The sequence below is a fragment of the Amycolatopsis sp. FU40 genome, from assembly GCF_021903635.1.
Taxonomy (GTDB): domain Bacteria; phylum Actinomycetota; class Actinomycetes; order Mycobacteriales; family Pseudonocardiaceae; genus Amycolatopsis; species Amycolatopsis dendrobii.
In genome coordinates this window covers 2,838,935-2,865,339 of sequence record NZ_CP091381.1, presented here as the reverse complement: position 1 = coordinate 2,865,339, position 26,405 = coordinate 2,838,935, and the positions used below count along the sequence as shown (strand labels likewise).

Annotated in this window: 23 protein-coding genes; 11 read left to right on the top strand and 12 right to left on the bottom strand. The window is 70.2% G+C overall.

Translation table 11 applies throughout. From position 1 onward, the window contains the following. Positions 1-4 precede the first annotated feature (4 nt). Together L3Q65_RS14175 and L3Q65_RS14170 are read left to right on the top strand one after the other, a co-directional pair. The gene (locus L3Q65_RS14175; RefSeq protein ID WP_237599931.1) at positions 5-2,056 is read left to right on the top strand and encodes a M3 family metallopeptidase; all 2,052 of its coding nucleotides are present in this window, start codon (positions 5-7) and stop codon (positions 2,054-2,056) included. 215 nt (positions 2,057-2,271) lie between these two features. Continuing rightward, positions 2,272-2,424, top strand: a complete 153-nt coding sequence (locus tag L3Q65_RS14170; RefSeq protein ID WP_237599930.1) for a hypothetical protein — start codon at positions 2,272-2,274, stop codon at positions 2,422-2,424. Between the two features lie 17 nt (positions 2,425-2,441). On the opposite strand, the gene L3Q65_RS14165 is transcribed toward L3Q65_RS14170, so the two are convergent. Further along, entirely contained in the window at positions 2,442-2,858 is a 417-nt protein-coding gene (locus L3Q65_RS14165; RefSeq protein WP_237599929.1) for a helix-turn-helix domain-containing protein, read from the bottom strand. A gap of 115 nt (positions 2,859-2,973) precedes the next feature. On the opposite strand from L3Q65_RS14165, the gene L3Q65_RS14160 reads away from it, so the two are divergent. The 3 genes from L3Q65_RS14160 (at position 2,974) to L3Q65_RS14150 (ending at position 7,763) form a co-directional block, all read left to right on the top strand. Beyond that, a complete protein-coding gene (locus tag L3Q65_RS14160; RefSeq protein WP_237599928.1) occupies positions 2,974-4,371 on the top strand; it encodes an FAD-dependent monooxygenase in 1,398 nt (465 codons plus the stop codon). Between the two features lie 218 nt (positions 4,372-4,589). Then, on the top strand, positions 4,590-5,843 hold the full coding sequence (locus L3Q65_RS14155; RefSeq protein WP_237599927.1) for an MFS transporter: 1,254 nt from the start codon (positions 4,590-4,592) through the stop codon (positions 5,841-5,843). A gap of 201 nt (positions 5,844-6,044) precedes the next feature. After that, a complete protein-coding gene (locus L3Q65_RS14150; RefSeq protein WP_237599926.1) occupies positions 6,045-7,763 on the top strand; it encodes a glycosyl hydrolase family 18 protein in 1,719 nt (572 codons plus the stop codon). An 80-nt stretch (positions 7,764-7,843) separates the two neighbouring features. Here L3Q65_RS14150 and L3Q65_RS14145 read toward each other — a convergent pair whose 3' ends face one another. The 4 genes from L3Q65_RS14145 to L3Q65_RS14130 all read right to left on the bottom strand — a co-directional run bounded on the left by L3Q65_RS14145 (position 7,844) and on the right by L3Q65_RS14130 (position 12,213). Then, positions 7,844-8,842, bottom strand: a complete 999-nt coding sequence (locus L3Q65_RS14145; protein ID WP_237599925.1) for a hypothetical protein — start codon at positions 8,840-8,842, stop codon at positions 7,844-7,846. Positions 8,843-8,888: 46 nt separating this feature from the next. Next, the gene (locus L3Q65_RS14140) at positions 8,889-10,517 is read right to left on the bottom strand and encodes a beta-ketoacyl reductase (protein WP_237599924.1); all 1,629 of its coding nucleotides are present in this window, start codon (positions 10,515-10,517) and stop codon (positions 8,889-8,891) included. Between the two features lie 277 nt (positions 10,518-10,794). Beyond that, positions 10,795-11,394 (bottom strand): AAA family ATPase, encoded by a 600-nt coding sequence (locus tag L3Q65_RS14135; RefSeq protein WP_182889207.1) that lies wholly within the window; start codon positions 11,392-11,394, stop codon positions 10,795-10,797. Beyond that, complete coding sequence (locus L3Q65_RS14130; RefSeq protein ID WP_237599923.1) at positions 11,395-12,213, bottom strand: MBL fold metallo-hydrolase; 819 nt, start codon at positions 12,211-12,213, stop codon at positions 11,395-11,397. It lies immediately after the preceding gene. Between the two features lie 101 nt (positions 12,214-12,314). On the opposite strand from L3Q65_RS14130, the gene L3Q65_RS14125 reads away from it, so the two are divergent. After that, positions 12,315-12,749, top strand: a complete 435-nt coding sequence (locus L3Q65_RS14125) for a MarR family winged helix-turn-helix transcriptional regulator (RefSeq protein WP_182889209.1) — start codon at positions 12,315-12,317, stop codon at positions 12,747-12,749. Here L3Q65_RS14125 and L3Q65_RS14120 read toward each other — a convergent pair. Further along, on the bottom strand, positions 12,673-13,311 hold the full coding sequence (locus tag L3Q65_RS14120) for a TetR/AcrR family transcriptional regulator (protein ID WP_182889210.1): 639 nt from the start codon (positions 13,309-13,311) through the stop codon (positions 12,673-12,675). The genes L3Q65_RS14125 and L3Q65_RS14120 overlap by 77 nt on opposite strands. Positions 13,312-13,377: 66 nt before the next feature. On the opposite strand from L3Q65_RS14120, the gene L3Q65_RS14115 reads away from it, so the two are divergent. Next, positions 13,378-14,466, top strand: coding sequence for a Gfo/Idh/MocA family protein (locus tag L3Q65_RS14115; protein WP_237599922.1), 1,089 nt, complete (start codon positions 13,378-13,380; stop codon positions 14,464-14,466). 139 nt (positions 14,467-14,605) lie between these two features. Here the strand turns inward: L3Q65_RS14115 and L3Q65_RS14110 are convergent, their stop codons facing one another. Further along, positions 14,606-15,595, bottom strand: coding sequence for a malate dehydrogenase (locus L3Q65_RS14110; RefSeq protein ID WP_067588822.1), 990 nt, complete (start codon positions 15,593-15,595; stop codon positions 14,606-14,608). A gap of 556 nt (positions 15,596-16,151) precedes the next feature. Here L3Q65_RS14110 and L3Q65_RS14105 point away from each other — a divergent pair. After that, positions 16,152-16,790 (top strand): DUF4360 domain-containing protein, encoded by a 639-nt coding sequence (locus tag L3Q65_RS14105; RefSeq protein ID WP_182889211.1) that lies wholly within the window; start codon positions 16,152-16,154, stop codon positions 16,788-16,790. A 37-nt stretch (positions 16,791-16,827) separates the two neighbouring features. On the opposite strand, the gene L3Q65_RS14100 is transcribed toward L3Q65_RS14105, so the two are convergent. Continuing rightward, a complete protein-coding gene (locus L3Q65_RS14100; protein WP_182889212.1) occupies positions 16,828-17,265 on the bottom strand; it encodes a MarR family winged helix-turn-helix transcriptional regulator in 438 nt (145 codons plus the stop codon). 103 nt (positions 17,266-17,368) lie between these two features. Between L3Q65_RS14100 and L3Q65_RS14095 the strand changes: the two genes are divergently transcribed. Then, a complete protein-coding gene (locus L3Q65_RS14095; RefSeq protein WP_237599921.1) occupies positions 17,369-17,755 on the top strand; it encodes a nuclear transport factor 2 family protein in 387 nt (128 codons plus the stop codon). Between the two features lie 127 nt (positions 17,756-17,882). Here the strand turns inward: L3Q65_RS14095 and L3Q65_RS14090 are convergent, their stop codons facing one another. Continuing rightward, a complete protein-coding gene (locus tag L3Q65_RS14090; protein ID WP_237599920.1) occupies positions 17,883-18,311 on the bottom strand; it encodes a WD40 repeat domain-containing protein in 429 nt (142 codons plus the stop codon). A 686-nt stretch (positions 18,312-18,997) separates the two neighbouring features. On the opposite strand from L3Q65_RS14090, the gene L3Q65_RS14085 reads away from it, so the two are divergent. Together L3Q65_RS14085 and L3Q65_RS14080 are read left to right on the top strand one after the other, a co-directional pair. Beyond that, positions 18,998-19,711: a hypothetical protein gene (locus tag L3Q65_RS14085; RefSeq protein WP_237599919.1), complete on the top strand. Its 714-nt coding sequence runs from the start codon at positions 18,998-19,000 to the stop codon at positions 19,709-19,711. A gap of 92 nt (positions 19,712-19,803) precedes the next feature. Beyond that, on the top strand, positions 19,804-20,754 hold the full coding sequence (locus L3Q65_RS14080) for an aldo/keto reductase (RefSeq protein ID WP_237599918.1): 951 nt from the start codon (positions 19,804-19,806) through the stop codon (positions 20,752-20,754). A 1-nt stretch (position 20,755) separates the two neighbouring features. On the opposite strand, the gene L3Q65_RS14075 is transcribed toward L3Q65_RS14080, so the two are convergent. From L3Q65_RS14075 to L3Q65_RS14065, 3 genes are read right to left on the bottom strand one after another with little or no spacing between them, the layout of a single operon-like run. Continuing rightward, complete coding sequence (locus L3Q65_RS14075; protein WP_237599917.1) at positions 20,756-22,843, bottom strand: FUSC family protein; 2,088 nt, start codon at positions 22,841-22,843, stop codon at positions 20,756-20,758. Then, the gene (locus L3Q65_RS14070; protein ID WP_237599916.1) at positions 22,840-25,938 is read right to left on the bottom strand and encodes a GH92 family glycosyl hydrolase; all 3,099 of its coding nucleotides are present in this window, start codon (positions 25,936-25,938) and stop codon (positions 22,840-22,842) included. Before L3Q65_RS14070 ends, L3Q65_RS14075 begins: the two co-directional genes overlap by 4 nt. A gap of 38 nt (positions 25,939-25,976) precedes the next feature. After that, positions 25,977-26,375 carry a GNAT family N-acetyltransferase gene (locus L3Q65_RS14065; protein WP_237599915.1) on the bottom strand — a complete coding sequence of 133 codons (399 nt, stop codon included), beginning with the start codon at positions 26,373-26,375 and terminating at the stop codon, positions 25,977-25,979. Between the last annotated feature and the right edge of the window lie 30 nt (positions 26,376-26,405).

Sequence of the window (26,405 nt, the reverse complement as noted above, 5' to 3'; positions counted from 1 at the left end):
CCGAATGATTTCCCCGGACAACCCGTTCGCCGTCCCCAGCGACCTGCCGTACGAGCTGCCGCCGTTCGACCGCATCGCCGACGAGCACTACCGGCCCGCTTTCGAGGCGGGGCTCGCCGAGCACGCCGCCGACGTGGAGCGGATCGCCGACGACCCGGCGGAGCCGACCTTCGAGAACACGATCGCGGCGCTCGATCGGGCAGGCGCGCTGCTGACCCGGGTGTCCGGCACGTTCTTCAACATTTCCGGCTCCAACGCGACCGACGAGGTCCAGGAGATCCAGGCCGAGCTGGCCCCGAAGCTGGCCGCGCACGAAGACGCGATCCATCTGAACCCGCGGCTGTTCGCCCGCATCGACGCGCTGTACCGCAAGCGCGCGGAGCTGGGCTTGAACCCGGAGGAGCTTCGGCTGCTGGAGCGCCGCTACACCGACTTCAGCCGCGCGGGCGCCGGGCTGCCCGAGGCGGACCAGGCGAAGCTGCGCGCGTTGAACGAGCAGCTTTCGACGCTGCAGACCCGTTTTTCGCAGAACCTGCTGCGGGACACCAATGATCTCGCTGTCGTGCTCGACGACGCGGCGGAACTGGCCGGGCTCGGCGAAAGCGCGATCGCGGCGGCGGCGCAGACGGCGGCCGAGCGCGGTCTCGAGGGCAAGTACGTGCTGACCCTGACGCTGCCCACCGCGCAGGCGGCCGTGGCGTCGCTGGAAAACCGTGCGGTGCGCGAGCGCGTCTTCACCGCTTCGGTGTCGCGCGGAAATCGCGGAAACGCCTACGACAACAACGCGATCGTCGAGGAGATCACCCGGCTGCGGGCCGAGCGCGCCGCGCTGCTGGGCTATCCGAACCACGCGGCGTACGTGATCGCGGACGAGACGGCCAAGACCGTCGAGGCCGCCGGGGGACTGCTGGAGCGGCTCGCGCCGGTGGCGGTCGCGAACGCGCGCACCGAGGCCGCGGAACTGCAGAAGCTGCTGGAAGCGGACGTGCCCGGCGCGACGCTGCAGCCGTGGGACTGGGCGTTCTACGCCTCGAAGGTGGAGCGCGAGCGGTTCCGGCTGGACACCGCGGCGCTGCGGCCGTACTTCGAACTGGACCGGGTGCTGCACGACGGCGTGTTCGTGGCCGCGAACCGGTTGTACGGCTTGACTTTCACCGAGCGGAACGACCTGCCGAAGTACCACCCGCAGGTGCGGATCTTCGAGGTCTTCGACGCCGACGGCAGCGGGCTCGGCCTGTTCCTGATGGACTACTACACCCGCGACTCCAAGCGCGGCGGCGCGTGGATGAACAACTTCGTGGACCAGTCGCGGCTGCTCGGGCGGCGCACGGTCGTGGTCAACGTGCTGAACGTGACCAAGCCGCGCGAGGGGGAGCCGACGCTGCTCTCGCTCGACGAGGTGCGCACTGCGTTCCACGAGTTCGGGCACGCGCTGCACTCGCTGCTGTCCGGCGTCGAGTTCCCGACGTTCACCGGCACGAACGTGCCGCGCGACTTCGTCGAGTACCCGTCGCAGGTCAACGAGATGTGGATGCTGTGGCCGGAAATCCTGGCCAACTACGCCAAGCACCACGAGACGGGGGAGCCGCTGCCCGCCGGGCAGGTCGAGCTGCTGGAGGCCGCGCAGCAGTACGGCGAGGGCTTCCGCACGACCGAGTACCTCGCCGCGGCGCTGCTCGACCTCGCGTGGCACCGCCTCGGCCCGGACGACCGGGTGGAGGACGTGCAGAGGTTCGAGGCCGAGGCGCTGGAAAAGGCGGGCGTGGCACTGGAAAGCGTCCCGCCGCGCTACCGGACGACGTACTTCAACCACGTCTTCTCCGGCGGCTACAGCGCCGGGTACTACTCCTACATCTGGAGCGAGGTGCTCGACGCGGACACGGTCGAGTGGTTCACCGAGAACGGCGGCCTCAAGCGGGAGAACGGCGACCACTTCCGGTCGACCCTGCTGGGCCTCGGCGGCAGCGTCGACCCGATGGAGGCGTTCGCGACCTTCCGCGGCCGCGCGCCGGAGATCGAGCCGCTGCTGAAGCGCCGGGGACTCGCCGGCGCGTAAGCTAGGTGTATAACGCCCTATACGGCGAGGCTTGAACGACCAGCCTTGCCGTATAGGGCTTTTTCGCGTTTCCAGGCCGCATACGCACATGAAAGTGCCTTTTGTACGCCCTCCATTACTCACCCATGATGGTGTTACGCACTACCAGTGAGGTGAGGAAATGGCCGAGCAGACGGGCACGAACCCAGCAGAATCGGCCGGACGCGGACCACGTGGTGCAGTACGCCGACGATCAGGACCGCGGATTCGGGTTCTTCTCCGATGTGCCGGACGGCTGCTTCGCGGAAGTCCTCAATCCCTTCGACGCGGACGCGCTGGCGGACGTCGTGGAACCGGCCGGACCCGTACCGAACGAGCGGGCGCCATGAGCGCGGCCAACACCGCCTCAGTCCGCCGTCGTGCTGGCCTTCGCCCTGCCGACCCCGGTCCGCTCGCTGGCGGCCCGGTTGCCCGCGATCTCGCTGTGGTGGGCAACGGCCCAATCGGCCATCGCCAGCACCGCGTCGGTCCGCGACCGGCCCAGGTCCGTCAGCGCGTATTCCACGCGCGGCGGCACCTCGGCGTAAGCGGTCCGGGTGATCAGGCCGTCGCGCTCGAGATGTTTGAGCGTCTGGGTCAGCATCCGCTGGGAGATCCCCGGGATGCTCGCCTGCAGGTCCGAGTAGCGCAGGGAACCGGCGCCGAGGGTGCTGATCGTCAGCATCGTCCACTTGTCGCCGATGCGGTCGAGCACCTCGCGGACGAAGGCGCCGTCCTCTGGCCACGCCTGGCACGGACCGGCGATCTGCCGTGCTGCCGCCATCTCGAATTCCTCTCGTCCGGGTGCAACCGCACTACCAGTATGTAACGCCCGCGCGCCGGCCCTGTCCGGCCCGATTCGTCCGGGCATTCCTTCCCTTCAGCGGAGAGTGAGCACTGTGCACGCACAAGACACCGTTGTGGTCGGCGCCGGCCCGGTCGGGCTGTGGACGGCGGCGGAACTGGCACTCGGCGGCGGCAGACCGCTGGTCCTGGAACAGGCTGAGCGACGCAGTCCGCATTCGAAGGCGCTGGCCGTCCATCCGCGCACGATCGAGGTGCTGGCGATGCGCGAGCAGGAGCAGGCTTTCCTCGACGGCGGGTTTTCCGTGCCCGACGGGCATTTCGGCATGCTGCCCGCTCGCCTGGACTTCCGGGAGCTGGCCACGCCGTTCCCGTTCATGCTCGCGCATCCGCAGCGACGCACCGAAGAACTGCTCGAACAACGCGCGCTGGCTCTCGGTGCGGTGATCAGGCGCGCCCACCAGGTGTCCGGGCTGAGCCAGGACGACCAGGGCGTGACGCTGCGGGTCAGCGCACCGGAGGGCGAGTACGAGATCACCGCCGACCACGTGGTCGGCGCAGACGGCGCGGGCAGCACTGTGCGCCGCGCGGCGGGTATCGGCTTCGCTGGCACCGACTCGACCGTCTTCGGCTTCCTCGGCGACGTCGAGCTGACCGACCCGCCCGAGCGACCAGGCTTCTGGCACAACCAACACGGTGCGCTGATCGTGGCCCCGCTGCCTGGCGGGCGTTACCGCGTCACCGGATACGCCGCGGCGGATTTCGCCACGACCCTGGAATCCCTCCGGGAGACGGCGAAACTGATCGCGGGCACGGACTTCGGCCCGTACTCGCCGGTGTGGCTGTCCCGCTTCGGCAACGCGACACGGCTCGCGGGGCAGTACCGCGAAGGCCGGGTGTTCCTGGCGGGCGACGCCGCGCACATGCACTTCCCGGCGGGCGGAGCCGGGCTGAACGTCGGCCTCCAGGACGCGATGAACCTGGGCTGGAAGCTGGCGGCGGTCCAGCGGGGCTGGGCGGATCCGGTCCTGCTGGACACCTACCACGCGGAGCGCCACCCGGTCGGCGCGGCGCTGGGCGAGCACACCAAGGCGCAGACCGCGCTGATCACCGCTACCACCGAGGAAGGCCTGGCACTGCGCCGGTTCATGACGGACCTGCTGCGCGCCCATCCCGACGTGGCGACCGCGCTGGCGAACACGGTGACCGCGCTGGACGTGCGCTATCCGGGCACCCGGCCTTGGGCAGGCGAGCGGCTCCCGGCCAGCCGCGAGCAGTTGCACCTGTTGCGCGAAGGCCGGCCGGTGCTGCTGGCCCGGGAAGCCGGCCCGGGGTGGAAGGACCTGGCCGCGAGCGCGGGCTTCCAGCTGTACGAAACCGAGCTGCCCTGGCCGGCGGCTGCCGTGCTGATGCGCCCGGACGGGCACGTATGGGCCGCTGGGGACACTGCTGGGCAGTTGGCGGAATCGATGGCGGAACTGCCCTTGGCCTGACCCCGGCGGCCGGTTCGGGCCGCGCCTGCGCCGTTGCCGCCGAAACCTGCGTTGACCAGCGGGGGAGCGCGGAAAACCCGGGTCCTGCGGCGGGTGCGGAACCGCCTCTTCGTCGGATCGGCTGACGCCAGGGCCCGGGATTCGGCGGATCCGACGAAGCCGCGGAGGGGGTGCATGACCGCACAATGCGGCGTCGCCGAATCAAGGAGGATCCGACGGTGAGCATTCCGAGTTCCGCCCCGGTCGTGCGGCGGACCGAACGGACCACGTTGGCGCTGCTGGTCGGCGTCTTCATCATCGACTACATCGACCGCGTCATGATCGCGGTCGCGCTGCCGCTGATCGGCGCGGAGTTCGGGCTGTCCAAGACCACGCAGGGGCTGGTCGTCTCCGCGTTCGCGATCGCCTATCTGGTCGGGCAGATGCCGGGCGGGCTGCTCGCGGACCGCGTGGGCGCGCGGCCGTTGCTGGTGATCTCGCTGGCGGCCTGGTCGGTGTTCACCGCCGCCACCGGGTTCGCGCCCGGCCTCGTCGTGCTGCTGGTGCTGCGCGCGGCGTTCGGGTTCGCGCAGGCGTTGTTCCCCGGGGCGGCGTTCAAGGCGCTGGCCGAACGCACGACGCAGGAAGGCCGCAGCCGCGGCGCGGGGCTGCTGCTGGCGTCCAACTCGGTCGGGGCCGGGCTCGGGCCGCTGCTGGTCGCGCCGCTCGTGGTCGCCGCGGGCTGGCGGCACACGTTCTGGATCGTCGCGGTGGCCGGGTTGATCGTCGGGCTGGCGCTGTGGCGGCTGCTGCCTGCGCCGCTGCCGCGCGAGCTGACCGAACCCGGGGCGCACGTCGCCCCGGTGAAGGTGCCGGTCTCGCAGGTGCTGCGGAACCGGCTGGTGATCCGCTGCGCGGCCATGTTCGCCTGCTTCAACATGCTGGCCTACGGGATGATCACCTGGGTTCCGTCGTACCTGGTCGAGACCAAGGGGCTCTCGCTGGTCGCGGCGGGGATCTCGGCGGCGATCCCGCAGCTGGTGAGCGCGGCGGCGGTGCTGCTCGGCGGCTGGCTGATGAGCCGGTACTTCGACCACCGGCCGCGCTGGCTCGTGGTGCCCGCGCTCGTCGCCGCGGCCGGGGTGCTGGTGGCGATGCTGCTGTCGGATTCGGCGACCGGGTTCACCGTGCTGCAGACCGTCGCGATGTTCATCAGCGGCCTGGCCTCGATCGGCATCGTCGGGCTGCCGCTGCGGGTGCTGCCGCGCGATCTGGTCGGCGCGGGGATGGGCCTGGTCAACACCGGCGGCCAGCTCGCCGGGGTGCTCGCGCCGCTGGTGATGGGCTGGCTGGCGGACCGCTTCGGGTTCGCCGCGGCGTTCGGGTTCCTGGCGGTGTCGACGCTCGCCGCGGCGGCGATTTCGCTGACCACCCGGTCGACGAAGCTCTCGCTCGGCGCGCCGGCCCCGGCGAAGAAGGAGCAGGTGGGCTGACCCACCGGGGGCCGGTGGTCCGGCAGCGGACCACCGGCCCCCGGTGGCGCCCGACGATCCGACCCGGCCGTTCGGCCGCATTAGTGGTCTAGACCTTGACGGGTGACTGGTCCAGTCCAATTCTGAGAAGGTTCCGGCCGTGCGCCGCCGCCGCACGGCCCCTTTTTCGGCACTGGAGCCCGCATGCGACGAAGAAGTCACTTGTCACGATTGTCCGCCGTCCTGGCCGCCGCGGCGGCTCCGCTCGGCGTGCTGGTCGCCACCGCGGCGCCCGCGCACGCCGCGACGCCGCTGCCGAACCACGTGTTCGCGCCCTACTTCGAATCCTGGAACGGCCAGAGCCCGGCCGCGATGGCCCAGGAAGCGGGCGTGAAGCACCTGACCATGGCGTTCCTGCAGACCGCCTCCTCGGGTTCGTGCACCGTCCTCTGGAACGGCGACGCCAGCATGCCGGTGTCGGATTCGACGTTCGGTGCGGACTTCCGCACGATCCGCTCGCGCGGCGGGGACGTGATCCCGTCGTTCGGCGGCTACACCGCCGACCACAACGCCACCGAGATCGCCGACAGCTGCACGAACGTCGACCAGATCGCGGCCGCGTACGAATCGCTGATCACCACCTACGACGTGCCGCGCCTGGACATGGACATCGAGGACAACTCGCTGACCAACTCCGCGGGCATCGACCGCCGCAACAAGGCGATCAAGAAGGTCCAGGACTGGGCCGCGGCCAACGGGCGCCAGCTGCAGATCTCCTACACGCTGCCGACCACCACGAGCGGTCTCGCCAGCGCGCTGGACGTGCTGCGGAACGCGGTTTCCAACGGGGCCAAGGTCGATGTGGTCAACCTGATGACCTTCGACTACTACGACAACGCCACGCACAACATGGCCCAGGACACCCAGACCGCGGCGGCCGGGCTGGTGTCGCAGCTGGCGTCGCTGTATCCGGACAAGACGCAGGAACAGCTGTGGGGCATGGTCGGCGTCACCGAGATGCCGGGCATCGACGACTTCGGCGCGGCTGAAACGTTCACCACCGCCGACGCGGTCACCGTCTACAACTGGGCCGTGTCCAAGGGCATCAACATGCTGTCGTTCTGGGCGCTCCAGCGCGACAACGGCAGCTGCCCCGGCACCGGCGCACAGGACACCTGCTCCGGCATTCCGCAGGACAAGTGGTACTTCAGCCACACGTTCGCCCCGTTCACCGGCGGAACCCCGGTGCCCGGCAACGACTTCTCGGTGACGGCGAGCCCCGCCTCGGCTTCGGTCGACCCGGGCGGTTCGGCGACCGGCAAGGTGGCCACCGCGGTGACTTCCGGTACGGCGCAACAGGTTTCGCTTTCGGTGAGCGGCGCGCCCGGCGGCGTGACCGCGACGGTCAGCCCGGCCGCGGTGAAGGCGGGGGAGAGCGCGAACCTGTCGATCACCACGACCGCGGCGACCCAGCCGGGCGTCTACCCGCTGACGATCACCGGCTCGGTCGCGGGCGGCGGCAGCCACACCGCGACGTACACGTTGACGGTCAACGGAACCAGCCCGACCGGCAGCGTCGTCAACGGCAACTTCGAAACCGGTGCGCTCAGCCCGTGGACCGGCGGGACGATCGTGTCCTCGCCGGTGCACTCCGGCAGCCACGCACTCCAGGTGTCGCCGACGGCGTCGACCACCGGGGAAGCGACGCAGAACCTGACGCTCGCGCCGAACCACGCGTACACGCTGACCGCGTGGGTCCAAGGCGGATACGCCTACGCGGGCGTCCGCGGGGGAGCGACGGCCAGCTCGTGGACCGCGAACTCCAGCTGGACCAAGCTGACCGTCCCGTTCACGACCGGCGCGTCCGGCGCGGTGACGGTGTACGTCCACGGCTGGTACGGCCAGAGCCCGATCTACGCGGACGACATCGCTGTCGGCTGATTGGTGTATAACGACCTATACGGCCGGGCGCTGGGCGAGAAAATTCGCCCAGCGCCCGGCTCCGTTTCAGGCAAAAACGCTCAGGAGCGGGAGAGGCCGGAGATCAAGCCCTGGTACAGCCAATACATGGGCTTCGGGGTGTAGTCGTCGGTCATGATGCCGAAGTTGTCGAATGAGCTGGGGGAGCCGGTGACGTCGTCGCGCAGGGCGAACAGCTCGTAGCTGGCCACGTTGTCCGCGGCACGATCCTGGTTCACCGCCAGGATTTCCGTCGTCAGCGCGCGGGCCTGGTCGGCCGGCGTGCGCTGGGCGGTGTGGGTCGCCCAGCCGTTCTCCGACACGCGGATCGGCACGTCGCGGCCGAGGCCCGCGATCGGCATCTCCTGGGTGCGGACGGTGTGCAGGGTCTGGCGGACGAACCCGGCCAGGTCGGGTACCGGCGGGACGCCGGGCAGTCCGGAATCCGGGTAGAGGTCGACGCCGACGAAGCCGACCGAGCGGCTGAACTCCGCTCCGCCGAGCTGGGCGAGGTGCTGCCAGAACTGGGTGAACGGCCGGGCGTAGGCGACCTCGTCGAAGCCGATCTGCAACCGGTCGAATCCGTCCCGGCCGGCTGCCTTCTTGCCGGCGATGACGCCTTGGACGAGCGCGGTGTCGCCGTTCGGCTGGGGCACCGCGTTCTGTTCCAGGGTGACCGAGATCGTGTCGGCGATCGGGCCGTAGCGCTGCACGGTCCGTTCCACGCAGGTCTGCCATTTCGGCATGCTCTGGCCGGAGTAGCCGAGCACGACGTCGAGACGGCGTCCCGGCGCGAGGTACTGCATTTCGTCGTCGGGGAAGGCGCTGTCGCAGCCGAGGTAGTCGCGGAGCAGAAACGGTGTGTGCCCGGATTGCAGCTGGGCCAGCGCTTTCCGTATCTCGGCCGGATTGTCTGGTTTGCCGGTGGTCGAGCCTCCGCCCGCGTACCCGCCCGGGTAGATGCCGAAGGTCAGCGGCATCGGCGTGGCGTCGGCGACGGCCGGGGCGAGCATGGTGAGTCCGACGGCGAGGGCGGCGGCTGCGAGCCGGATTTTCTTCATGGCACTGAGTATTGGAGCTCGCCGCGGGCCGGACCGATGACGGATGTCATCTTCCGGCCGGGACACTCGTCAGCAATGCGGGCACGATTTCCCGGGGCAGCCGAGTCTGTTCGACGGGTGACTCCCCGGGGCCGAACACGACCGGTTCCTCGCTGCCGAGGGCGGCGTCGAAAACAGCCGGATCCCATCGGCCCCACGCGATCGACACCGCCGGCAGCCCGTGCGCGCGCCGGCGGGTCGCGAGGGCGTCGAGGAAACGGTTGGCGGCGGCGTAGTTCTCTCCGGCTTCTCCGAACGTTCCGGCAAGGGACGAGAAGAGGACGAACGCGGACAGCGGCAGGTGCTCGGTCGCTTGGTGGAGGACCCAGGCCGAGTCGGTTTTGGCGCGCAGGACCGGGTCGGGGCATTCGGGGGTTCGCCCCGCTGCGAAGGGTTCGTCGAAGACCGCGGCGCAGTGGATGACGGCGGTCAGCGGCGGAGTGCAGGACGCGATGAGGCTTTCGACCTGGCCCGGGTCGGCGGCGTCGATGGCGGCGATGCGGACGTCCGCGTCGAGATCGGTCGGGAGGCGTTCGGCGGCGGGGCCGCTGCGGCTCGCCAGCACGAGGTGGCGGACACCGTGCTCGGCGACGAGATGTGCGGCCAGCAGGCTGCCGATTCGGCCGGTGCCGCCGGTGACGAGGACAGTGCCGGACGGATCGATCGGGCGGGTGGGGGAGTCGGCGGCGGGCGCGACCCGGAAGGCGTGCGGGACGCCGTCGCGGATCGCGAGCCGGGGTTCGGTGCTGCCGCCGACGAGGTCGAGGAGTTCGGCGGCGGGGGTGGGCCGGTCGAGGTCGACGACGGTGGTCTTGGCGGCCGCCGCGTTGAGCAGGCCCCAGACGGCGGCGCTCGCGAGATCGGGGTCGGGTCCGGTGGCGTTGGTCGTGACGACGAGCCGGTCCTCGCGATGGCGCAGAGTCTCCAGGGCGTGGGAGCGGATGTCGGCGCCGGGTGGAATTTCAAGGAGTTCCGCTTGGCCGGACCGCGGTGGGACGGGGACCCAGCGCGTGCGGTAGAGCAGGGTTTCGGCGGGCAGGTCGACCCGCTGGGCTCCGCTTCCGGCGAAGACCTCGTTCCAGGCGACCGGGATGCCCGCGGTGTGCAGCCGGGCGAGTTCGGCCAGCAGGTCCCGGACGGAAGGCGGGGTGAGGTCGAGGACGAGGCTGGTGTCGTCCCAGGGGCGTCTGGTCACGCGGGCGACGGCTTCCGGGCGGAGGCCCCAGGATTCCAGCAGACAGCACAGTGCGGCTTGGAAGGCGAAGAGCCAATCGTGATAATCGCCCAACATCGTGTCGAAGGTGTCGGAGAAGAGCGGAAACCGTTGCGAGAACTCGGTTTCTCGGCCGGGAGCGAGTTTGCTGCCGCGGGAGGCGAAGGTCAGCCGCGGACGTGCCGGCACGGGCTGGCCGGGCTTCTCGCCGCTCGCGACCGCTTCAAGGGCGGTCCGGTCGCCGGCCGGGACCAGGACGCGGAGCGCGCTCGGGGTCCTGGTCGCGAGGGAGTAGGCGAGGTCGAGGTCGGACGCCGTGCTGTCGAGGAGGCCCGCGGCGAGGGCGCGCAGGGCGACGCCGTCGCGCGCGCTGAGCAGCCAGGGCGGCGTGGGGAAATCCGTGCGGGCAACGGGTTCGGGCATGGGGAGCCTCTTCCGGGAGGACCTGCGCGGGTCGGGGAATGCCGTCGACCGGCCGGGACTCGCAGCGGAAACCGGGCCGGTGAAGGGTGTTTGCTGCGTTCCAGGCTGCCGTTGGTCGTCGAGAATCAGGAATGCGCCGGAATCAGCCGCAATTTCCGCGGCAGCTGTGCGCGCGGCGACACCGGATCCGGTTCGCGCGGGGCTCGCGGTCCGCCCGGAAAACGGCGGCCGGACCGCGTCGGCTCTGTGTCCTGGCACTCCTCGACATATACCGCGCTCAGTCCGGGCTGGGCGGCAGGTTTCCCCTTTGGTCCCCGTTCCGTGCACGCGGTGCCTCCGCCGCTGCTCGGCGGGCAACGATTTCCGCGACCTTCGCACACGTTTCGTCCGGGTCGAGGTGCTCGGTGTCCAGCACTGTGCACTGTGGACGGAGCGGAAGGTACTCCGCGACGTGGTCGTGGATCCGGTCGAGCACGACCGGGCCGCCCAATGCGGCCATCGCGTCGGTCGCCGCGTGGTCGCCTCGGGCGGCGAACCGGGCCTTCGCCTGCGGCCGGGGTGCGGCGAGCATGATCTCGACGTACTCGCCGCCGGCCGCGCGGGCGGCCTCCTCGAACCGTTCCGCCTGCTCGGCGCGAGCCACCAGTTGCGGCATGACGACGTCGTACCCGGCCCGCAGATGGGTTTCCGCCATGGCGAGCGCGAGCCGCCGCGCGGCGGGCAGCGTGTCCCAGAACGCGGTCCGCCAGCCGCCGATCATCGTGACCACCTGATCGGCGTCGAGAGCGAGCACTCCCGGGTGCAGGTCGGCGTAGCGGCGCGCGACGGTCGATTTCCCGATGCCGGACGGGCCGTTGAGGTGGATCAGCCGGGCCATTCACCCGACGATAGCGGTCCAGCGGCCGTCGCGGACGTGCCCGAAAAGGACGTCGGCGAAGTGATTCCCGTAGCCGATCGTGCCGGGTTCGGCCAGTTCGGCGACGAGCTTCCGGCGGTGGCTGGCGGCTTCGACCGGATCGTGGTCGTACACGCAGGACCAGTCCGGGTTCTCGATCTGGATCGGGGAATGGACGGCGTCGCCGAACGCGATCAGCCGGTGCTCGCCGGCGCTGATGACGTACTCCGCGTGTCCCGGCGTGTGCCCGGCGGCGAAGCGCGCCTGGACGCCGGGAAACACCTCCTGTCCGTCCTCGACGGTGCGCACTCGCGGCGCCAGCGCGTCTGTCTCGATCGAGGGCTCACGCCGCGCCCATTCCGGTCCCGCGACCAGATACTCGGCCTGAGGGAATGCTTGGTGCGCAGCCCAGCCGATGTGGTCGGAGTGCAAGTGCGTGAACGCCACTGCCTCGATGTCTTCCGGCCGGTGCCCCAGCGCGGCGAGGTTGTCGAGCAGCGCGCCGCCGTACAGCACGCCGTTCGGCGCTCCCGGTTCAGCGGGCACCGTCTGCGGCCCGAACCCGGCGTCGATCAGCAGCGCCCGCCCGTCGCGTTCCACGAGGAGGCCTCCGATGCTCGCGACGAGATACCCGTCGTCGTCCAGGTACTCCGGATGCGCGGCCCAGGTCCCGGCAGTGCTGCCGGGCAGCCACAGCCGCGGATTCCCTTGCACCGCCCCGTCCGGCACATAGGACACCTTCGTCTCGCCCAGGCGGACGGTCTGGATTCGCGCGGGCCGGCGCAGTCGGTCGTCGAGCACGGCTTCGTTCCCTTCCCTCGGTCTTCCCCGACCATAAGCATCAAGCTAGAAACATTCAAGCTATAAATATTATGACTTGATGGAGTTGCTAGGATGGGCTCATGACGGAACCTCGGGCGATCGCCGAACGGGAACTGTGCGGTCTGGTGAACGGGCTGGCGCAGCAGATCGCCGATCACGTCCGCGAGCGCGCGGTCGCTCTGGGGCTGACCGCCGCGCAGGCGACCGCGCTGCGGGAGCTGACCGGTCCGATGACGATGCGCGAGCTGGCCGAGCGGATGAGCTGCGAGCCCTCGAACGCGACGTTCGTCGTCGACAAGCTGGAAAAGCAGGGGCTGATCGAGCGGCGCGCGCATCCGACCGACCGGCGCGCCCGGCATCTGCTGCTCACCGAGGACGGCACGGCACTGCGCGAGCGGCTGCTCGACCTGCTGACCCGGGATTCGCCGCTGGCCGGGCTCACTCCGAAGGAGCAGCGGGTGCTGCAGGGCCTGCTGGAGCGGGCGATCGTGCCGGGCGCAGGCCGTCGAGGATGATCCGGAGATTCCGCCGCCACTGGTCCTCGCCCGGGGCGAGGCCGATCGTGTGGTCCGGCGGGATCGCGGTGGCGAGCGCGAACGGGACGTCCCGCCAGTCGAGGTCCGTGCGGAGCGTCCCGGCCTTCTGCGCTCGCTGGACCAGCTGACGCATCGCCCGCCGCAGCCGGGTGATGCGCGGCTCCAGGTCGACTCGTTCGCCGCGGCCGGACAGCGCGTCGTGCAGTCCGCAGCTGGACGCGCGCAGCTGCGCGTAGGTCTCGGCGAATTCGGCGAATCCCTGCCATGGGTCGGGGGAGTCGAGCGCGTGCGCGGCGCGGTCGGTCATCTCGTCGATGGTGTCGGTGAGGATCGCGGCGAGGAGTGCGTCCAGCGACGGCACCCGGCGGTACAGCGTGCCGAGGCCGACGCCCGCGCGCTGCGCGATGTCGCGGGTCGTGACCGCGAGGCCCAGTTCGTCGAGCGCTTCGCGGGTCGCCGCGACCAGGCGTTCGACGTTGCGCTGCGCGTCGGCCCGCGGCCGGCCTTGGGCGAGCAGCGCTGCGACGGCGGAGTCCGGCATTCCCGCAGTCTAAACCAAGCGGGTCACAGTGTTCCGCTTCTGCTACCTTGGAATAACCGGAACATCGTGACCCGCTTAGTGGAGGCAGGGGCATTGACCAAGCCGATCGGCGTCGGAATCGTCGGCGCGAACCCGGATCGGGGCTGGGCCGCACGGGCGCACATTCCCGCCATAGCCGCGTCGCCCGACTTCTCGCTCGCCGCCGTCGCGACCACGCGTGCCAGCAGCGCGGAAGAGGCGCGCGCCCGATTCGGGGCGCAGCATGCGTTTACCGACGCCCGAGATCTCGCCGAGCACCCCGACGTCGATCTGGTTGTCGTGACGGTGAAGGTGCCCGCGCACGTCGAGCTGGTGACGGTGGCGCTGGAGGCGGGCAAGCACGTCTACTGCGAGTGGCCGCTGGCGACGACCGCGGCGGAGGCCGCAGCGCTGGCTGTGGCGGGGGAGCGGGCCGGGGTGCACACGGCCGTGGGGTTGCAGGCGCGGTTCTCGCCGACCGTCCGCCAGGCCCAGGCAATGCTCGCAGAGATCGGCGCGGTGCAGTCCGCGACCGTCTACAGCGCGCGCGGCAAGGGAAATGCTCGTGACGTCCCCGGCTGGACGGCCTACACCTACGACCGTCGTTCCGGAGCTGGGCTGGTCGAAGTCCTCGGCGGGCACGCGCTCGATCTGGTGCAGTACCTGCTCGGACCGATCCGCGAGCTGACCGCGCGGACCGCGATCCGGAACGGTTCGCATCACGTCGCCGAGACGGGGGAGCCGATCGACGTCACGGCGCCGGATCACTTCCTCGCGCACGCCGAAGTCGACGGTGGAGCAGTGGTGTCCGTCCATCTGCACGACGGGGAAGCGGCGATGCCCCGCACGCGCATCGAGATCGCGGGCACTGAAGGAAATCTCGCGCTGACTTCCGCACCGGAGGCCGATCCGTGGGCCGCGCAACCGCAGATCGGCACGTTCGAGCTTCGGACGTCCCGCCCCGGCAGTCCGGAGTGGACGGTGATCCCGGTGAGCGACCCCAGCGCATTGCCCATCCAGGCGGCGAATGTGGGCCGGGTCTACGCCCAGCTGGCGGCGGACCTCCGCGACGGGACGCACATGGTGCCGGACTTCGCCACCGCCCGACGACTGCACGAACTACTTTCAACTGTATAACGACGTATACGGCTGGCGGCTGCAAAACGAGCACCAGCACGAGACACGGATCATCCCGCACCTCCAAAACAACCGCACGGGACGCGAAAACGAACGATGGCCGCCCCGAAACCGGGGCGGCCATCGCGGAAAACGAACCTCAGATCAGGCCCAGCTTGCGGACCGCGTCGCGCTCCTCGGCCAGTTCGGCCACGGAAGCGTCGATGCGCGGGCGGGAGAACTCGTCGATCTCCAGGCCCTGCACGATCTCGTACTTGCCGTCCTTCGCGGTGACCGGGAAGGAGGAGATGAGGCCCTCCGGGACGCCGTAGGAGCCGTCGGAGACGACGCCGGCCGAGGTCCAGTCGCCTTCGGGGGTGCCGTTGACCCAGGTGTAGACGTGGTCGATGGCGGCCGACGCGGCGGAGGCGGCGGAGGAGAGGCCGCGCGCCTCGATGATCGCGGCGCCGCGCTTGGCGACGGTCGGGATGAAGGTGTCGGCGAGCCACGCCTCGTCGTTGATGGTCTCGGCGACGTTCTTGCCGTTGACCTCGGCGTGCTGCACCGACGGGTACTGCGTGGCCGAGTGGTTGCCCCAGATCGCGACCTTCTTCAGGTCGGTCACGGCGACGCCCAGCTTCTTGGCCAGCTGGGCCAGGGCGCGGTTGTGGTCGAGGCGGGTCATCGCGGTGAAGCGCTCGGCGGGCACGTCGGGGGCGTGCGACTGGGCGATGAGCGCGTTGGTGTTGGCCGGGTTGCCGACCACGAGGACCTTGATGTCGTCGGCCGCGCCCGCGTTGATCGCCTCGCCCTGGGGCTTGAAGATGCCGCCGTTGGCCTCGAGCAGGTCGCCGCGCTCCATGCCCTTGCTGCGCGGGCGGGCGCCGACCAGGAGGCCGATGTTCGCGCCGGAGAAGGCCTGCTTCGGGTCGTCGAAGATGTCGATGCCCGCGAGCAGCGGGAACGCGCCGTCGTCCAGTTCCATCGCGGTGCCCTCAGCCGCCTTGACCGCCTGGGGGATCTCCAGGAGCCGCAGCTTCACCGGGGTGTCGGCGCCGAGCAGCTGACCGGACGCGATGCGGAACAGCAGCGCGTAGCCGATCTGGCCGGCCGCACCGGTGACGGTGACGTTGACAGGGGCTTGGGTCATTGCGCTTCTCCAGCTTGAGACGACTTTGGCTAGTACCGAGGATGCTAGCCCTACCGGCGGGCGTCGTCCGGGTGCGTCCAGTCACGGTAGCCAGGATCACGTTCGCGCCCGCGGGGCGATCCGCCTTAAGTCGTGGGGCGAAGGGGGTAACTCGAGATCACGATCGAGTTGCGGGCGTGGGCGGGGGCGGCGGGCCCGGGACGGTCGAGGGCCGGCTCGGGCGGCGGCGCCGGGGCGGTCCGGCGAATCGCCCCGGGAAGCGCGGGTCGGCGCGGTAGCGGGTGCGCCGTGCGAACCGTCCTGATTGCCCCGGTTTTCGCGGTCTTTTTCGCCGGATTGTCCGGACCAGCCGGGGCGGGTGGTTCTGTGTCGTGTATTTTTGAATCATTTTTGTTGATTCGTCAATTGTCCATAATAGCTTTTGTCAACGGCTTGTTAACACGTTGCTGTGTGCAGCTAAGCAACGGCGTTGCTCCATTCAGTGGGACTAGCGGCACAGTTGTTGCGCTACCCTGTCGAAACCCCCACCCACACCGGAAGTAATGGGAAGGAACCCATGCTTACCACAATGGCAGCTGCGCTTTTGGCGCTTTCGTCGACGATTACTCCGCATTCCTGGCCGCAGAATCCTCCGCCGGACAAAATTATCATCGACGTGGCGACCGTGAACGGGACCGGCTGCCCGCCGGACACGGCCGCGGTTTCGGTTTCGGCGGACAACACCGCGTTCACCGTCACCTACAGCCAATACACCGCGCAGGTCGGCGTCGGCGCGCAGCCGACGGACTTCAGGAAGAACTGCCAGATCGGCCTTCGCGTGCACGTCCCGCAGGGGTTCACGTACGGGATCGCCTCGGCGGACTACCGCGGATTCGGGCATCTCGAAAAGGGTGCGTACGGCGTGGAGCGCGCGAACTATTATTTCCAGGGAAACTCCCCGACCGCCTACGTGACGCACCGGCTCGACGGGTTCTACGACAATGACTGGCAGTTCTCTGACCAGACGGACGTCGACGCGATTATCTATGAACCGTGCGGCCAGGAGCGCAACCTGAACATCAATACGGAATTGCGCACGTACGCCGGGACTTCTGACCCGGCGAAGACGACGAGCTTCCTGACGATGGACTCGACGGACGGCAGTGTCCAGACGGTTTACCACTTCGCCTGGAAGACCTGCCCGGGAACCCGGTAACTGTGTGACGCGGACCCGTGAGCGCTTCCTCGGGCGCTCACGGGTCCGGCTGTGTCACGTTTTCCGCGAGCCTGCTCAGCAATGCGGCCAGGGTCGTGATCTCGTCGTCGGTGAAGCCGTGGCGCATCCGTTTGTCGTGCGCGATCGCGGCGTCGGCGAGGCGGTGGAAGGTGCGTTCGCCGTAGTCGGTCAGTTCGACCTGGTGCACGCGCCGGTTTTCCGGGTCGCGGGTGCGGGTGAGCAGGCCCGCGGTTTCCATGCCGTTGAGGTGGTGGGTGAGTGTCGCGCCCTGGATGCCGACGGCGTCGGCGAGTTCGCGCTGGCTCGCGTGCCGGCGGGTTTTGAGTGCGATGAGGATCTGCCAGACCGGTTGCGATCCGCCGACCTCGGCGAGTGCGCGGTCGAACGCCTGGCCCGCGGTCTTGGCGGTGCGGGCGAGGAGAACGCCGAGCGGCGGCGTGGCGGGTCGGGGCACGGAGAGGACGGTACCGCAGGATCATCGTATGCTAACCGTTTGACGTCGAACGGTTAGGAGCCTAACGTTTGTGGTGTCTCATCGATCGGCACTGGAGGGCATCATGGACCCCGCGGAGATCACTGAACTGGGCAAACGCTGGGCAGCGGCCGAGGTCGCAGGCGACACGGACGCGTTGGGCGGCATGATCGCCGACGGATTCCGGCTCGTCGGCCCGCTGGGTTTCGTGCTCGACCGGGAACAGTGGCTGGGCCGCTACCAGTCGGGCGCGCTGGCGACGCAGCGGCTTGACTGGCGCGACGTCGAGGTGCGCGTGCACGGCGACACGGCGATCGCGATCGGCGTGCACGACCAGGAGGCGACCCATCAGGGGAACCGGGTCGACGGGACCTTCCGGGCGACGCACGTCCTCGTCCGCGGAGGGGACGGCTGGCGGATCGCGGGGATGCACCTCAGTCCGATGGGCGCGCCGCCTGCTTTCGCTCGCTGACCTGCGCTGTCTCGCGCCGATCGACCGCATCTGCCAGGGAGCGGTCCGGGAGGGGAGCCCTGACGGACGCTGATTCCGCCAGGGCTCCCCTCCCGGACGTTCGCCGCCAAGGCGGGATGGTGCGGAGTCAGGGTTTGTGCCACAGATGGACGGTGTTGTCCGCGGTCGCGCCCGAGGCCGTGGCGACGGTCTTCCGGTCCGGGCTGACGGTGATCGCGGCGATTCCGGGCAGGCCCGCGCCCTCCTGTTTCCCGTCGAGATCGACGACGGCGAGCGTTCCCGCGGAGACCGCGAGCAGGTGCTGGTCGTCCAGCCCGGCGAGGGCCATGGTGAACCAGACGGTCCCGGTTTGGAGGTCGGTCTGCGTGGGGGCCAGCGGGAAGCCGGGCCGGAGTTCCTTGTGTGTGACCGCGTCCCACTGCTGCACTTGCGCGGGCCGGCGTGCCGCGCCGGTGGTGGTGATGAGCGTCCGGCCGTCGGGGGCGAAGTCGATGGACGCGATCTGGGCGTTGTCGGCGAGGGTGATCGGATCGCCCGCCGGTTTGAGCGAAGCCATGTCCCACAGGCCGAGTTGGCTGGTGTGGGCGGAGTGGCCGTCCCATTGGTACAGGGCGAGCGTGCGCCCGTCGGGGTGAATTCCGAATAGCGGAAGGTGGGCGGGGTGTCGATGCGCGCGATGCGGGTGCGGTCGGCGACCCGCCACAGTTCCACTCTGCGCGGCGAGGTCATCGGCACCGCCTCCACGCTGCCGTCAGCGCTGAGCGCGGGCCAGCCGCCCTCGCGGTCGATGTCTTCGAACACGAGCGGGGTGCCGGTTTCCCGGCCGGTTCGCGCGTCCCAGGTTTGCGTCGTGAGCTGCTTTTCGCTGACCCGGGAGGCGACCAGCGTGCTGCTGTCGGGGCGGAAAGCCATTCCGGCCAAGCCGGTGCGGGGGAAGGGGCCGATGCGCTTGCCGACAGGTTTGCGGGTCGCGACGTCCAGGACGTCGATCGAGAAGTCGTCGTTCAGCGTGGCGAGCAGCCGTCCGTCGGGACTGAACTTGAGGAACTGCGGATGCGCGCGGGACACGAGGAATCCGGCTTCGACGAGCGGCGGCTGCGGTGCGGGCGGAAGCGTGTCGGGTACGGGGTTCGGCCACGCGATCCAGGCGGCGAGTCCGGCGACGACCACGGTGAGTGCGCCGATCAGGATCCGCCGACGCGAGAGCGGGCGCCGCGGGGTGGCTGGCGTGTCGGTGACCTGGTGGATCACCGGGTCGGGTTGGTCCTGCGGTGTCGGCTGGCCGTCGAGGAAGGGGGCGAGTTCGGCCGCGCGGTCCGCGATGAGCTTTTCGGCCGCGCGGTCCGCGATGAGCTTTTCGACCGCGGGCGGCCACGGGGCGGTGGCCGGGCCGATCGCTTCGAGGAGTTCGGCGGCGGTGGCGTTCTCCGCGAGACGCAGGCGAAGTGCCTCGGGAAGCGCGGCGAGCAGGGCGCCGAGCGCGAGCAGGTCGTCGGCCGGGTTTTCGCCAGCCGCGCGGGGGATGAGCCTGGCCCCGCTGCTGGTGAGCCGGATGTGGGACGCGTCGAGGTGTCCGTGCGCCAGTCCGGCGCTGTGGAGCCGGGTCAAATCGGCCGCGATTCCGGCGGCCAGCCGGAGGACGGCCGGTTCGGGCAGCGGGCCGGGCACGTCCTGCAGCAAGGGGCCGGGATGGAATTCCGAGGCATGCCACGGCGTGGACGCGTCCGGATCGGCGTCGAGCACCGTGCTCAATGCGGCGGTCTCGGCGCGGAATCCGGCAGATTCCGAGAGGGTGAGCGCGACGAGGCGGTCGTCCGGTCCGCTGCCGAGCAAGACCCGGGTCGTCTCGTCCCGGTGCAGTTCCGCGAGGACTCGGTACTGCCCGAGCCAGAGCGGGTCGCCGACCGCTGGTCTTCTCATCAGCTGCCTCCCCAGAAAGCTGTGCGAGAAGGGTGATCCTGCCAGGCGTGCGGCCGGGCTAGGTACGTGCGGGCAGAATTTCTCGCCGTCGCGGGCACGACCCGGGCGGGGAGTGCTTGAATGCGATCATGGTCGCACTTCGCACACTGGGCTCGTCCGACGTCGCCGTCTCCCCGCTGTGCCTTGGCGGGAACGTGTTCGGCTGGACCGCCGACGAACGGGCGTCGTTCGCGGTGCTGGACGCGTATGCCGAGGCGGGCGGGAACTTCGTCGACACCGCCGATTCGTACATGTACCACTTCCCGGGCAACGAGGCCGGGCAGTCCGAGCGCATCATCGGGAAATGGCTCGCTTCGCGCGGGAACCGGGACGACGTGGTCGTCGCGACGAAGGTCGGGGACAACCCGCGGTTCAAGGGGCTCGCGCCGGCGAACATCAAGGCCGCGGCCGAGGAATCGTTGCGGCGGCTGGGGATCGAGCGGATCGACCTGTACTACACGCATTTCGACGACGAGTCCGTCCCGGTCGGCGACGTCGTCGCCGCGCTCGACGAACTGGTGAAGGAAGGCAAGGTCCGCGCGATCGGGACGTCGAACATCAGCCCGGAGCGGCTGGCCGCGTCGCTGGAGTTCGCCGATCGCGAGGGCCTGGCGAAGTACGTCGCGCTGCAGCCGAAGTACAACCTCGTTTCGCGGGAGTACGAGAGCGAGCGGCGGGGGATCGTCGAACAGCACGGGCTGGCCTGCGTGCCGTATTTCGGTCTGGCGTCGGGGTTCCTGACCGGCAAGTACCGGCCGGGCCAGCAGGTGGACAACATCCGCAATCTGCCCGGGCTCGCGGGCGGTTACGCGGACAGCGAGCACGGGATGAAGGTGCTCGCGGCGCTGGAGGAGGTCGCGAAGGCGCGCGGCGCGGAGATGCCGACGGTCGCGTTGGCGTGGCTCGCGCAGCAGCCGACTGTGGTCGCGCCGATCGCGTCCGCGCGCACGGTCGAGCAGGTTCCCGCGCTGGTCGCGATGCACGACGTGGAGCTGAGCGACGAGGAACTGCGGATTCTGGACGCCGCCTCGGCACAGTAGGTCAGCTGTGCCGCGGCGGGTCCTGGGCGCCGATGCCGAGCACGCGGCCGAGTGCGATGAGTCCCTCGTCGAGGTGGCTCAGGCTGGACAGCACGGCGCGGGTCTCGGCCTCGTCGATCCGGTCGGCGACCGGGGTCCCGTCGTCGCGGACGAGTTTGCGCGGCCGGCTGCCGTTCGGGTTGCTGACCGCCTCGTGCACGAGGTCGACGTTCGCGATGATCCGGCCGGCGAACTGGTCCAGCCGCTCCGAGACCGGACCGGCGAGCTGGCCGGGCTGCGCGCGGGCGGCCACGTGCCGGGCCCGGAAGGCGATGCCCTCCAACGTGGTCAGCACGTGCCAGCCGTAGTCGCGGCGGGCGCTGCGCAGGTTGATCGGGTGGGTGAGCGGTTCGATGGTCAGCCGCACCTGCTCGACCGCGCGGTCGAGGTCGCGGGACATCTCGATGATGTTCACGTTCTCGCGGCCGGACAGCAGGGTCGCGGCCGATTCGACGAACTCGTGCAGTTCGTCGAGCGCGATCGCGATGTCGTCCAGCATCACCGCGCGCGTGCGGACCGGCAGCACCACCACGGCGGCGAGTAGTCCGCACGCGGCGCCGACCGCGGTTTCGGCGACCCGGATCCACAGCACTTCGATGCTGAACGTGCCGAGCAGGCTGTAGAGCAAGCCCAGCATGCTGGTCACGAAGAACGCCATGAGGAACTGCGAGACCCGCGCGGTGTAGACCATGCCGAAGACGCAGACCAGCAGCAGCGCGAGGATCGCCGGGGTGTTGCCGCTGACCAGCAGCGCCAGTGCGACGCCGCCGACGATGCCCAGCAGGGTCCCGCCGGTGCGGCGCATGCCCTTCACGAACCGCGCGCCCGCGCTGGACGTGCCGATGAAGACGACGAACACCGTCAGCACCGCCCAGTACCAGCGTTGCGGCGAGATGAGCTGTCCGGCCAGCACCGCGAGCCCGCCGCCGAGCACGGCCTGGATCGCGCCGCGGGTCTGGTTGTCGTAGGCGAACGCCTTGGTCGGTTCGGCTTCTTCGTCCTCGTCGGCCGGGAAGTCCACTGTGGACTGGAGGCTCGCGATGCGCTGCGCCCGGTCGTCCGCGACGGCCAGTTCGGCGATCGCACGGCGCACGCCGTCGCCGGGGTGCGCGCGTTCGTCGATCCGGCTGCCTTCCACGAGCATCCGGCTGTACTCGCCGGTCTCGCTGATCAGCGGCAGGTCGCGCGGGTCGCGTTCCATCAGCGACCGGAACCGGGACAGCCGGGCCACGAGATCGTCCGCGACGCCTTCGGGCAGCGGGTGCGAGCAGGTCCGGCGCACGGTGATCACCAGCCACTGCACGGCCAGTTCGACCTCGATCACCCGGCGGCGCAGCTGGTCGGCGCGGCGGTCGTCGACCACGTCCGGGGCGTGGTCCTCGATCAGCAGGACCACCTCGTGCAGCCGCTCCACCGACGTGCGGATCTGCCGGTCGCTGCGGTCCGAACCACCGGACGAGATGTACGCCTCGGTCGCCCGCACCGCCGCGCCGAGCCGCGCCCGGAACGCCTGCCGGTAGCGGATCAGCTCGCTTTCGGCGTTGCGGCGCAACAGAAGGAACCGCACGACCGCGTTCGCCGCGACGCCGATCGCGAGCGCGAGCAGCAGGTGTGGCACCTGCGCGAGGTGCGCTTGCAGGAACATCGGGAAGAAGAACAGGAAGAACGCCATCGACCCGAGCGCGATGCCGCGCGCGCCGAACCGCTGCACGTACACCGCGACGAAGATCAGCAGCACGAACACGACGCTGTCGAGCGGCGCGTAGGCGGAGCCGAAACAGGCGGCCGTGATCGAGGCGGCCCCGACCAGCAGCGCGAGCAGCAGCGTGACGGCCTGGCCGCCGCTGGTGGCGTCGTTGACGGTGAACGCGCTCATCATCGCCGCGATGGCCGCGACGAGCGTGGTGGTGAGCGGGAAATGCAGCGGCTGCATCGCGAGGACCGCGATGACGATGCCGAGCACCGCGGACGCGGCGAGCCGCAGCCGGACGAGGCCGGGGTCGGCGGCCGCGAGCCGGTCGAGGAAGGCGTTGCGCACGTCGGTGATCATCGGGCGAGCAGCTCCCACTGGGCGAGGGCGACGCGCCGCCGGGTCGAGGCGCGGACCCGCAGCCGGTAGTGCCGGCACGCGGCGGGATCGGCGAGCGCGAACGGCCGGGTTTGCCGCCGCCAGCCGAACACCTCGCCGGAGCGTTCGTCCAGGGTCCGCCACTGTCTGCCGTCGTCGGAGCCTTCGAGCACCCAGTCCTTCGGATCGCCCGCGCTGGCGCCGGAGGTGAGCGTGTAGAGGACGACCTCGCGCGGCTCGCCTTCCGCGGTGAAGGTGATGGTCGGCCTGGGCGTGCGGAAGACCGCCTGGGTGCGGCTGGTGTTGTCCGCCAGAACGGCGTGGACGCTGTGGACGGAGAGGTCGCTGAGCGGTGCGGGGGCGACCGGGGTGACCGGTTCCGTGCCCCAGCCGCCGGGTTCGGCGCGGACGTCGAACTCCAGCACCGCGCCGCGCGCGAGGACCGCGTGCGCGAGGGTGGCCGAATGATGCGGTTCGCCGTCGACAGTCAGGGCGTGCACGTAGGGCGTGTCGGGTCCGCTGTCGGCGGTCGCGGCGCGGGGTGCTCGGATCACCAGGTCCTTTCCGTTCTCGAGGTGCACGGTGGCGGAGCGGAACAGCGGCGCGCACACCGCGTACCGCGGGCTGCCGACGGTCAACGGGTAGAGACCGAGGGCGGTGAAGACATACCAGGCCGACATTTCCCCGTTGTCCTCGTCCCCGGGATACCCCTGGCCGAGTTCGCTGCCGAGGTACAGCCTGCGCAGCACCTCGCGGACGGTCCGCTGCAGTTTCGCCTGGGCCCCGGCGAAGGCGTAGACGAACGGGATGTGGTGCGAGGGCTGGTTGGAGTGCCCGTATTGGCCCATGCGCACGTCCCGGGCCTCGGTCATCTCGTGGATCCGGCCGCCCTGGCCGGTTTCCGGGGTCCGGAAGAACTCGTCGAGCTTCGCCTCGAGACCTTTCGGGCCGCCGTGGAGCGCGGCGAGGCCGGGACCGTCGTGCGGCGCGGAGAACGCGGTGTTCCAGGCGTTGGTCTCGACGTAATCCGGACCCCACCCGGTGGGATCGAATCCTTCAGCCGGGCGCCGCCAGCCGCCGTCGAGGGTGCGGCCCTGGAAGAAGCCGATCCGCTTGTCGAAGTGGTTGGCGTAGTGCTGGGCGCGCTGACGGAAGTAGACGGCGTTGTCGGCGAACCGGCGGGCCCGCGCGCCGCCGCTTTCCCGGGCGAGCGCGTCGGACAGGTTGGCGAGGCCGAAGTCGTTGAGACAGCCTTCCAGCGCCCAGGACAGGCCGCCGCGGGTCGAGGCCGGCGTGCAGCCGAGGAACGCGGACCGGTCGAGCCCCTTGCGGCCGACGCCTTTGCGCGGCGGGGCGACGGTGGCGTTCTTGAGCGCGGCGTCGTAGGCCGCCTCGACGTCGAAGTTCGTGACGCCCTTCAGGTATGCGTCGGCGAACGCGACGTCGGAGCTGGTGCCGGTCATCAGGTCGGCGTAGCCGGGGGAGGACCAGCGGGCGATCCAGCCGCCTTCGCGGTACTGCTGCACGAAACCGTCGATCATCCGGCCGCACTGGCGCGGCGCGAGCAGCGCATACGCGGGCCAGGCGGTGCGGTAGGTGTCCCAGAAGCCGTTGTTGACGTACAGTTCGCCGTCCACGACCTTCGCGCCGGTGTGCCGCCGCGTGCTCGGCCGGAAGCTCCGCACGACCGGACTCGCGTGCCGGATCCCGCGCGGCGTGTTCTCGTGCGCGACGTTCGGGTACAGGAACAGCCGGTAGAGGCACGAATAGAAGGTGGTCAGCTCGTCCTCGGACGCGCCTTCCAGCTCGACCCGGCCGAGTACGTCCTGCCAGCGTCGCCGCGCCTGGTCCCGGACCTGGTCGAACGTGGTGCCCGCCGGGATTTCCAGCGCCAGGTTGCGTTTCGCCTGCGCGAGGCTGATCAGCGACGTCGCGATTCGCAGCGTGACCTCGGGCGCGGCGAACTCCAGGCTGCCGGTCACCGTCCGCCAGAACGGCCGCCGGATCCGCCCGCCTTTCTCCGGGCGCTGGTCGGCTTCGGCGTAGACGAACATCCGCCGCGCGCCGGCCGACAGCCCGCTCCGCACCCACGTGTGCCCGGTGACGACCCCGCGTTGCGCGTCGATCCGGAGACCGCCGCGGTTGCGGGCGTTGTCGAACAGCACCCAGCCTCTGCTTTCGGGAAAAGCGAAGCGGAACATCGCCGCGTGCTCGGCCGGCGCGACCTCGGCGGTGATGCCGCCGCGGAACCGGACGCGGTAATGGTGCGGCCGGTCGGTCTCGTCGTCGTGGCCGAACGCCAGCGACCGCCGCACCCGGTCCGGCTCGACCGGGCCGGCGCCGGGCATGAGGTGGAAGGTGTGCCGGTCGCCCATCCACGGACTCGGCTGATGACTGAGCCCGAACGCCTGCAGCCGCGGCTCGTTCCGCGTGTCGTTGTGCCGGTGGTAGGAGTAGAACCAGTTCAGCGCCCGTGCGTCGGTGACCGGGGTCCAGAAGTTGAAGCCGTGCGGGACCGCGGTGGCCGGGAAGGTGTTGCCGCGCGAGAATTCGCCGCTGGAATGCGTGCCGCGAGTCGTGCGGACCCAGTCCACCGGGTCCCGGTGCTCCGGCGGATGCTCGGCGATCCGGACATCGTCGAGCCAGCCCGTCCCGTCTCCGTCGAACGCGGTCGTCAGCAGGATCCGCCGCACCCGCCGTCCCGCGAACGCCTTCAGCGGACGACGCACCGGATTCCACTGGTCGACGTACAGCGTCTTCGCGGCCGGGGAGAACCCGGCGCGGCTGCCGTCGTCGAACTCGACGTCGAGCGCGACCTGCGTGCTGCGGCAGCTCGGGACCGGACCGTCGGAGGCCGGGAAGACCACATACGACAGTGCACTGTGGTCGGTGACCGGAATGTCCACCTCGAACAGCGTCACGGGCGGACCGGCCTGGTACCGCAAGGCTTTCCGCCCGGTGAACCCGACACCGGTCTTCGCGGTCGGCGACCGGCGCGGCCCGCTGTCCACCCGCGCCCCCGCGACCGGCTGCGGATCGCCCGCTTCGAACGAGGAGAAGAACGCAGCCGTGGTCACGCCCCCACGGTAATCGCTCCCGCACCGGCCGTGCCGGATCAGCTCGCGGTGAGCCGGATCAACCCCGCGTCGGTGGAGGTGAAACCGCAAGCGCCGAAGTAGAACGGGCGCAGGTGCGGTTCGAAGTCCACGTGCAGCCACTCGCAGCCCGCTTCCCTCGCCGCGTCCCGGGCCCTGCGGACGAGCTCGGCGCCGATGCCGCGGTGCTGCCAGTCCGCGTGCACCTTCGGATCGAGGAGGAAGGCGTGGCCGGCGCCGTCCCAGGCCAGATTCGCGAAGCCGACCAGCGTGGTGCCGTCGTGGGCGCTGACCCAGCCGAGACTGTGCTGCTTCGCCCGGTCCCACCAACCGGGTTCCGCGTTCCCGCCGTGCGCTTCGGTGAGGGTGACGAGTTGCGCGTCGGTGAGGTCGGCTCGCCACGCGTAGTTGATCTTCATGGGCCGACGCTCCCACGACGCTCGGCGGGC

What these genes read in the sequence shown, in the direction of transcription:
- L3Q65_RS14090 (WP_237599920.1), bottom strand. Translation starts at nt 18,311, where the DNA reads ATGGCTTCGCTCAAACCGGCGGGCGATCCGATCACCCTCGCCGACAAC.
- L3Q65_RS14120 (WP_182889210.1), bottom strand. Translation starts at nt 13,311, where the DNA reads ATGCCGGACTCCGCCGTCGCAGCGCTGCTCGCCCAAGGCCGGCCGCGG.
- L3Q65_RS14125 (WP_182889209.1), top strand. Translation starts at nt 12,315, where the DNA reads ATGACGGAACCTCGGGCGATCGCCGAACGGGAACTGTGCGGTCTGGTG.
- L3Q65_RS14110 (WP_067588822.1), bottom strand. Translation starts at nt 15,595, where the DNA reads ATGACCCAAGCCCCTGTCAACGTCACCGTCACCGGTGCGGCCGGCCAG.
- L3Q65_RS14135 (WP_182889207.1), bottom strand. Translation starts at nt 11,394, where the DNA reads ATGGCCCGGCTGATCCACCTCAACGGCCCGTCCGGCATCGGGAAATCG.
- L3Q65_RS14140 (WP_237599924.1), bottom strand. Translation starts at nt 10,517, where the DNA reads ATGCCCGAACCCGTTGCCCGCACGGATTTCCCCACGCCGCCCTGGCTG.
- L3Q65_RS14075 (WP_237599917.1), bottom strand. Translation starts at nt 22,843, where the DNA reads ATGATCACCGACGTGCGCAACGCCTTCCTCGACCGGCTCGCGGCCGCC.
- L3Q65_RS14145 (WP_237599925.1), bottom strand. Translation starts at nt 8,842, where the DNA reads ATGAAGAAAATCCGGCTCGCAGCCGCCGCCCTCGCCGTCGGACTCACC.
- L3Q65_RS14065 (WP_237599915.1), bottom strand. Translation starts at nt 26,375, where the DNA reads ATGAAGATCAACTACGCGTGGCGAGCCGACCTCACCGACGCGCAACTC.
- L3Q65_RS14080 (WP_237599918.1), top strand. Translation starts at nt 19,804, where the DNA reads ATGGTCGCACTTCGCACACTGGGCTCGTCCGACGTCGCCGTCTCCCCG.
- L3Q65_RS14165 (WP_237599929.1), bottom strand. Translation starts at nt 2,858, where the DNA reads ATGGCGGCAGCACGGCAGATCGCCGGTCCGTGCCAGGCGTGGCCAGAG.
- L3Q65_RS14095 (WP_237599921.1), top strand. Translation starts at nt 17,369, where the DNA reads ATGGACCCCGCGGAGATCACTGAACTGGGCAAACGCTGGGCAGCGGCC.
- L3Q65_RS14175 (WP_237599931.1), top strand. Translation starts at nt 5, where the DNA reads ATGATTTCCCCGGACAACCCGTTCGCCGTCCCCAGCGACCTGCCGTAC.
- L3Q65_RS14105 (WP_182889211.1), top strand. Translation starts at nt 16,152, where the DNA reads ATGCTTACCACAATGGCAGCTGCGCTTTTGGCGCTTTCGTCGACGATT.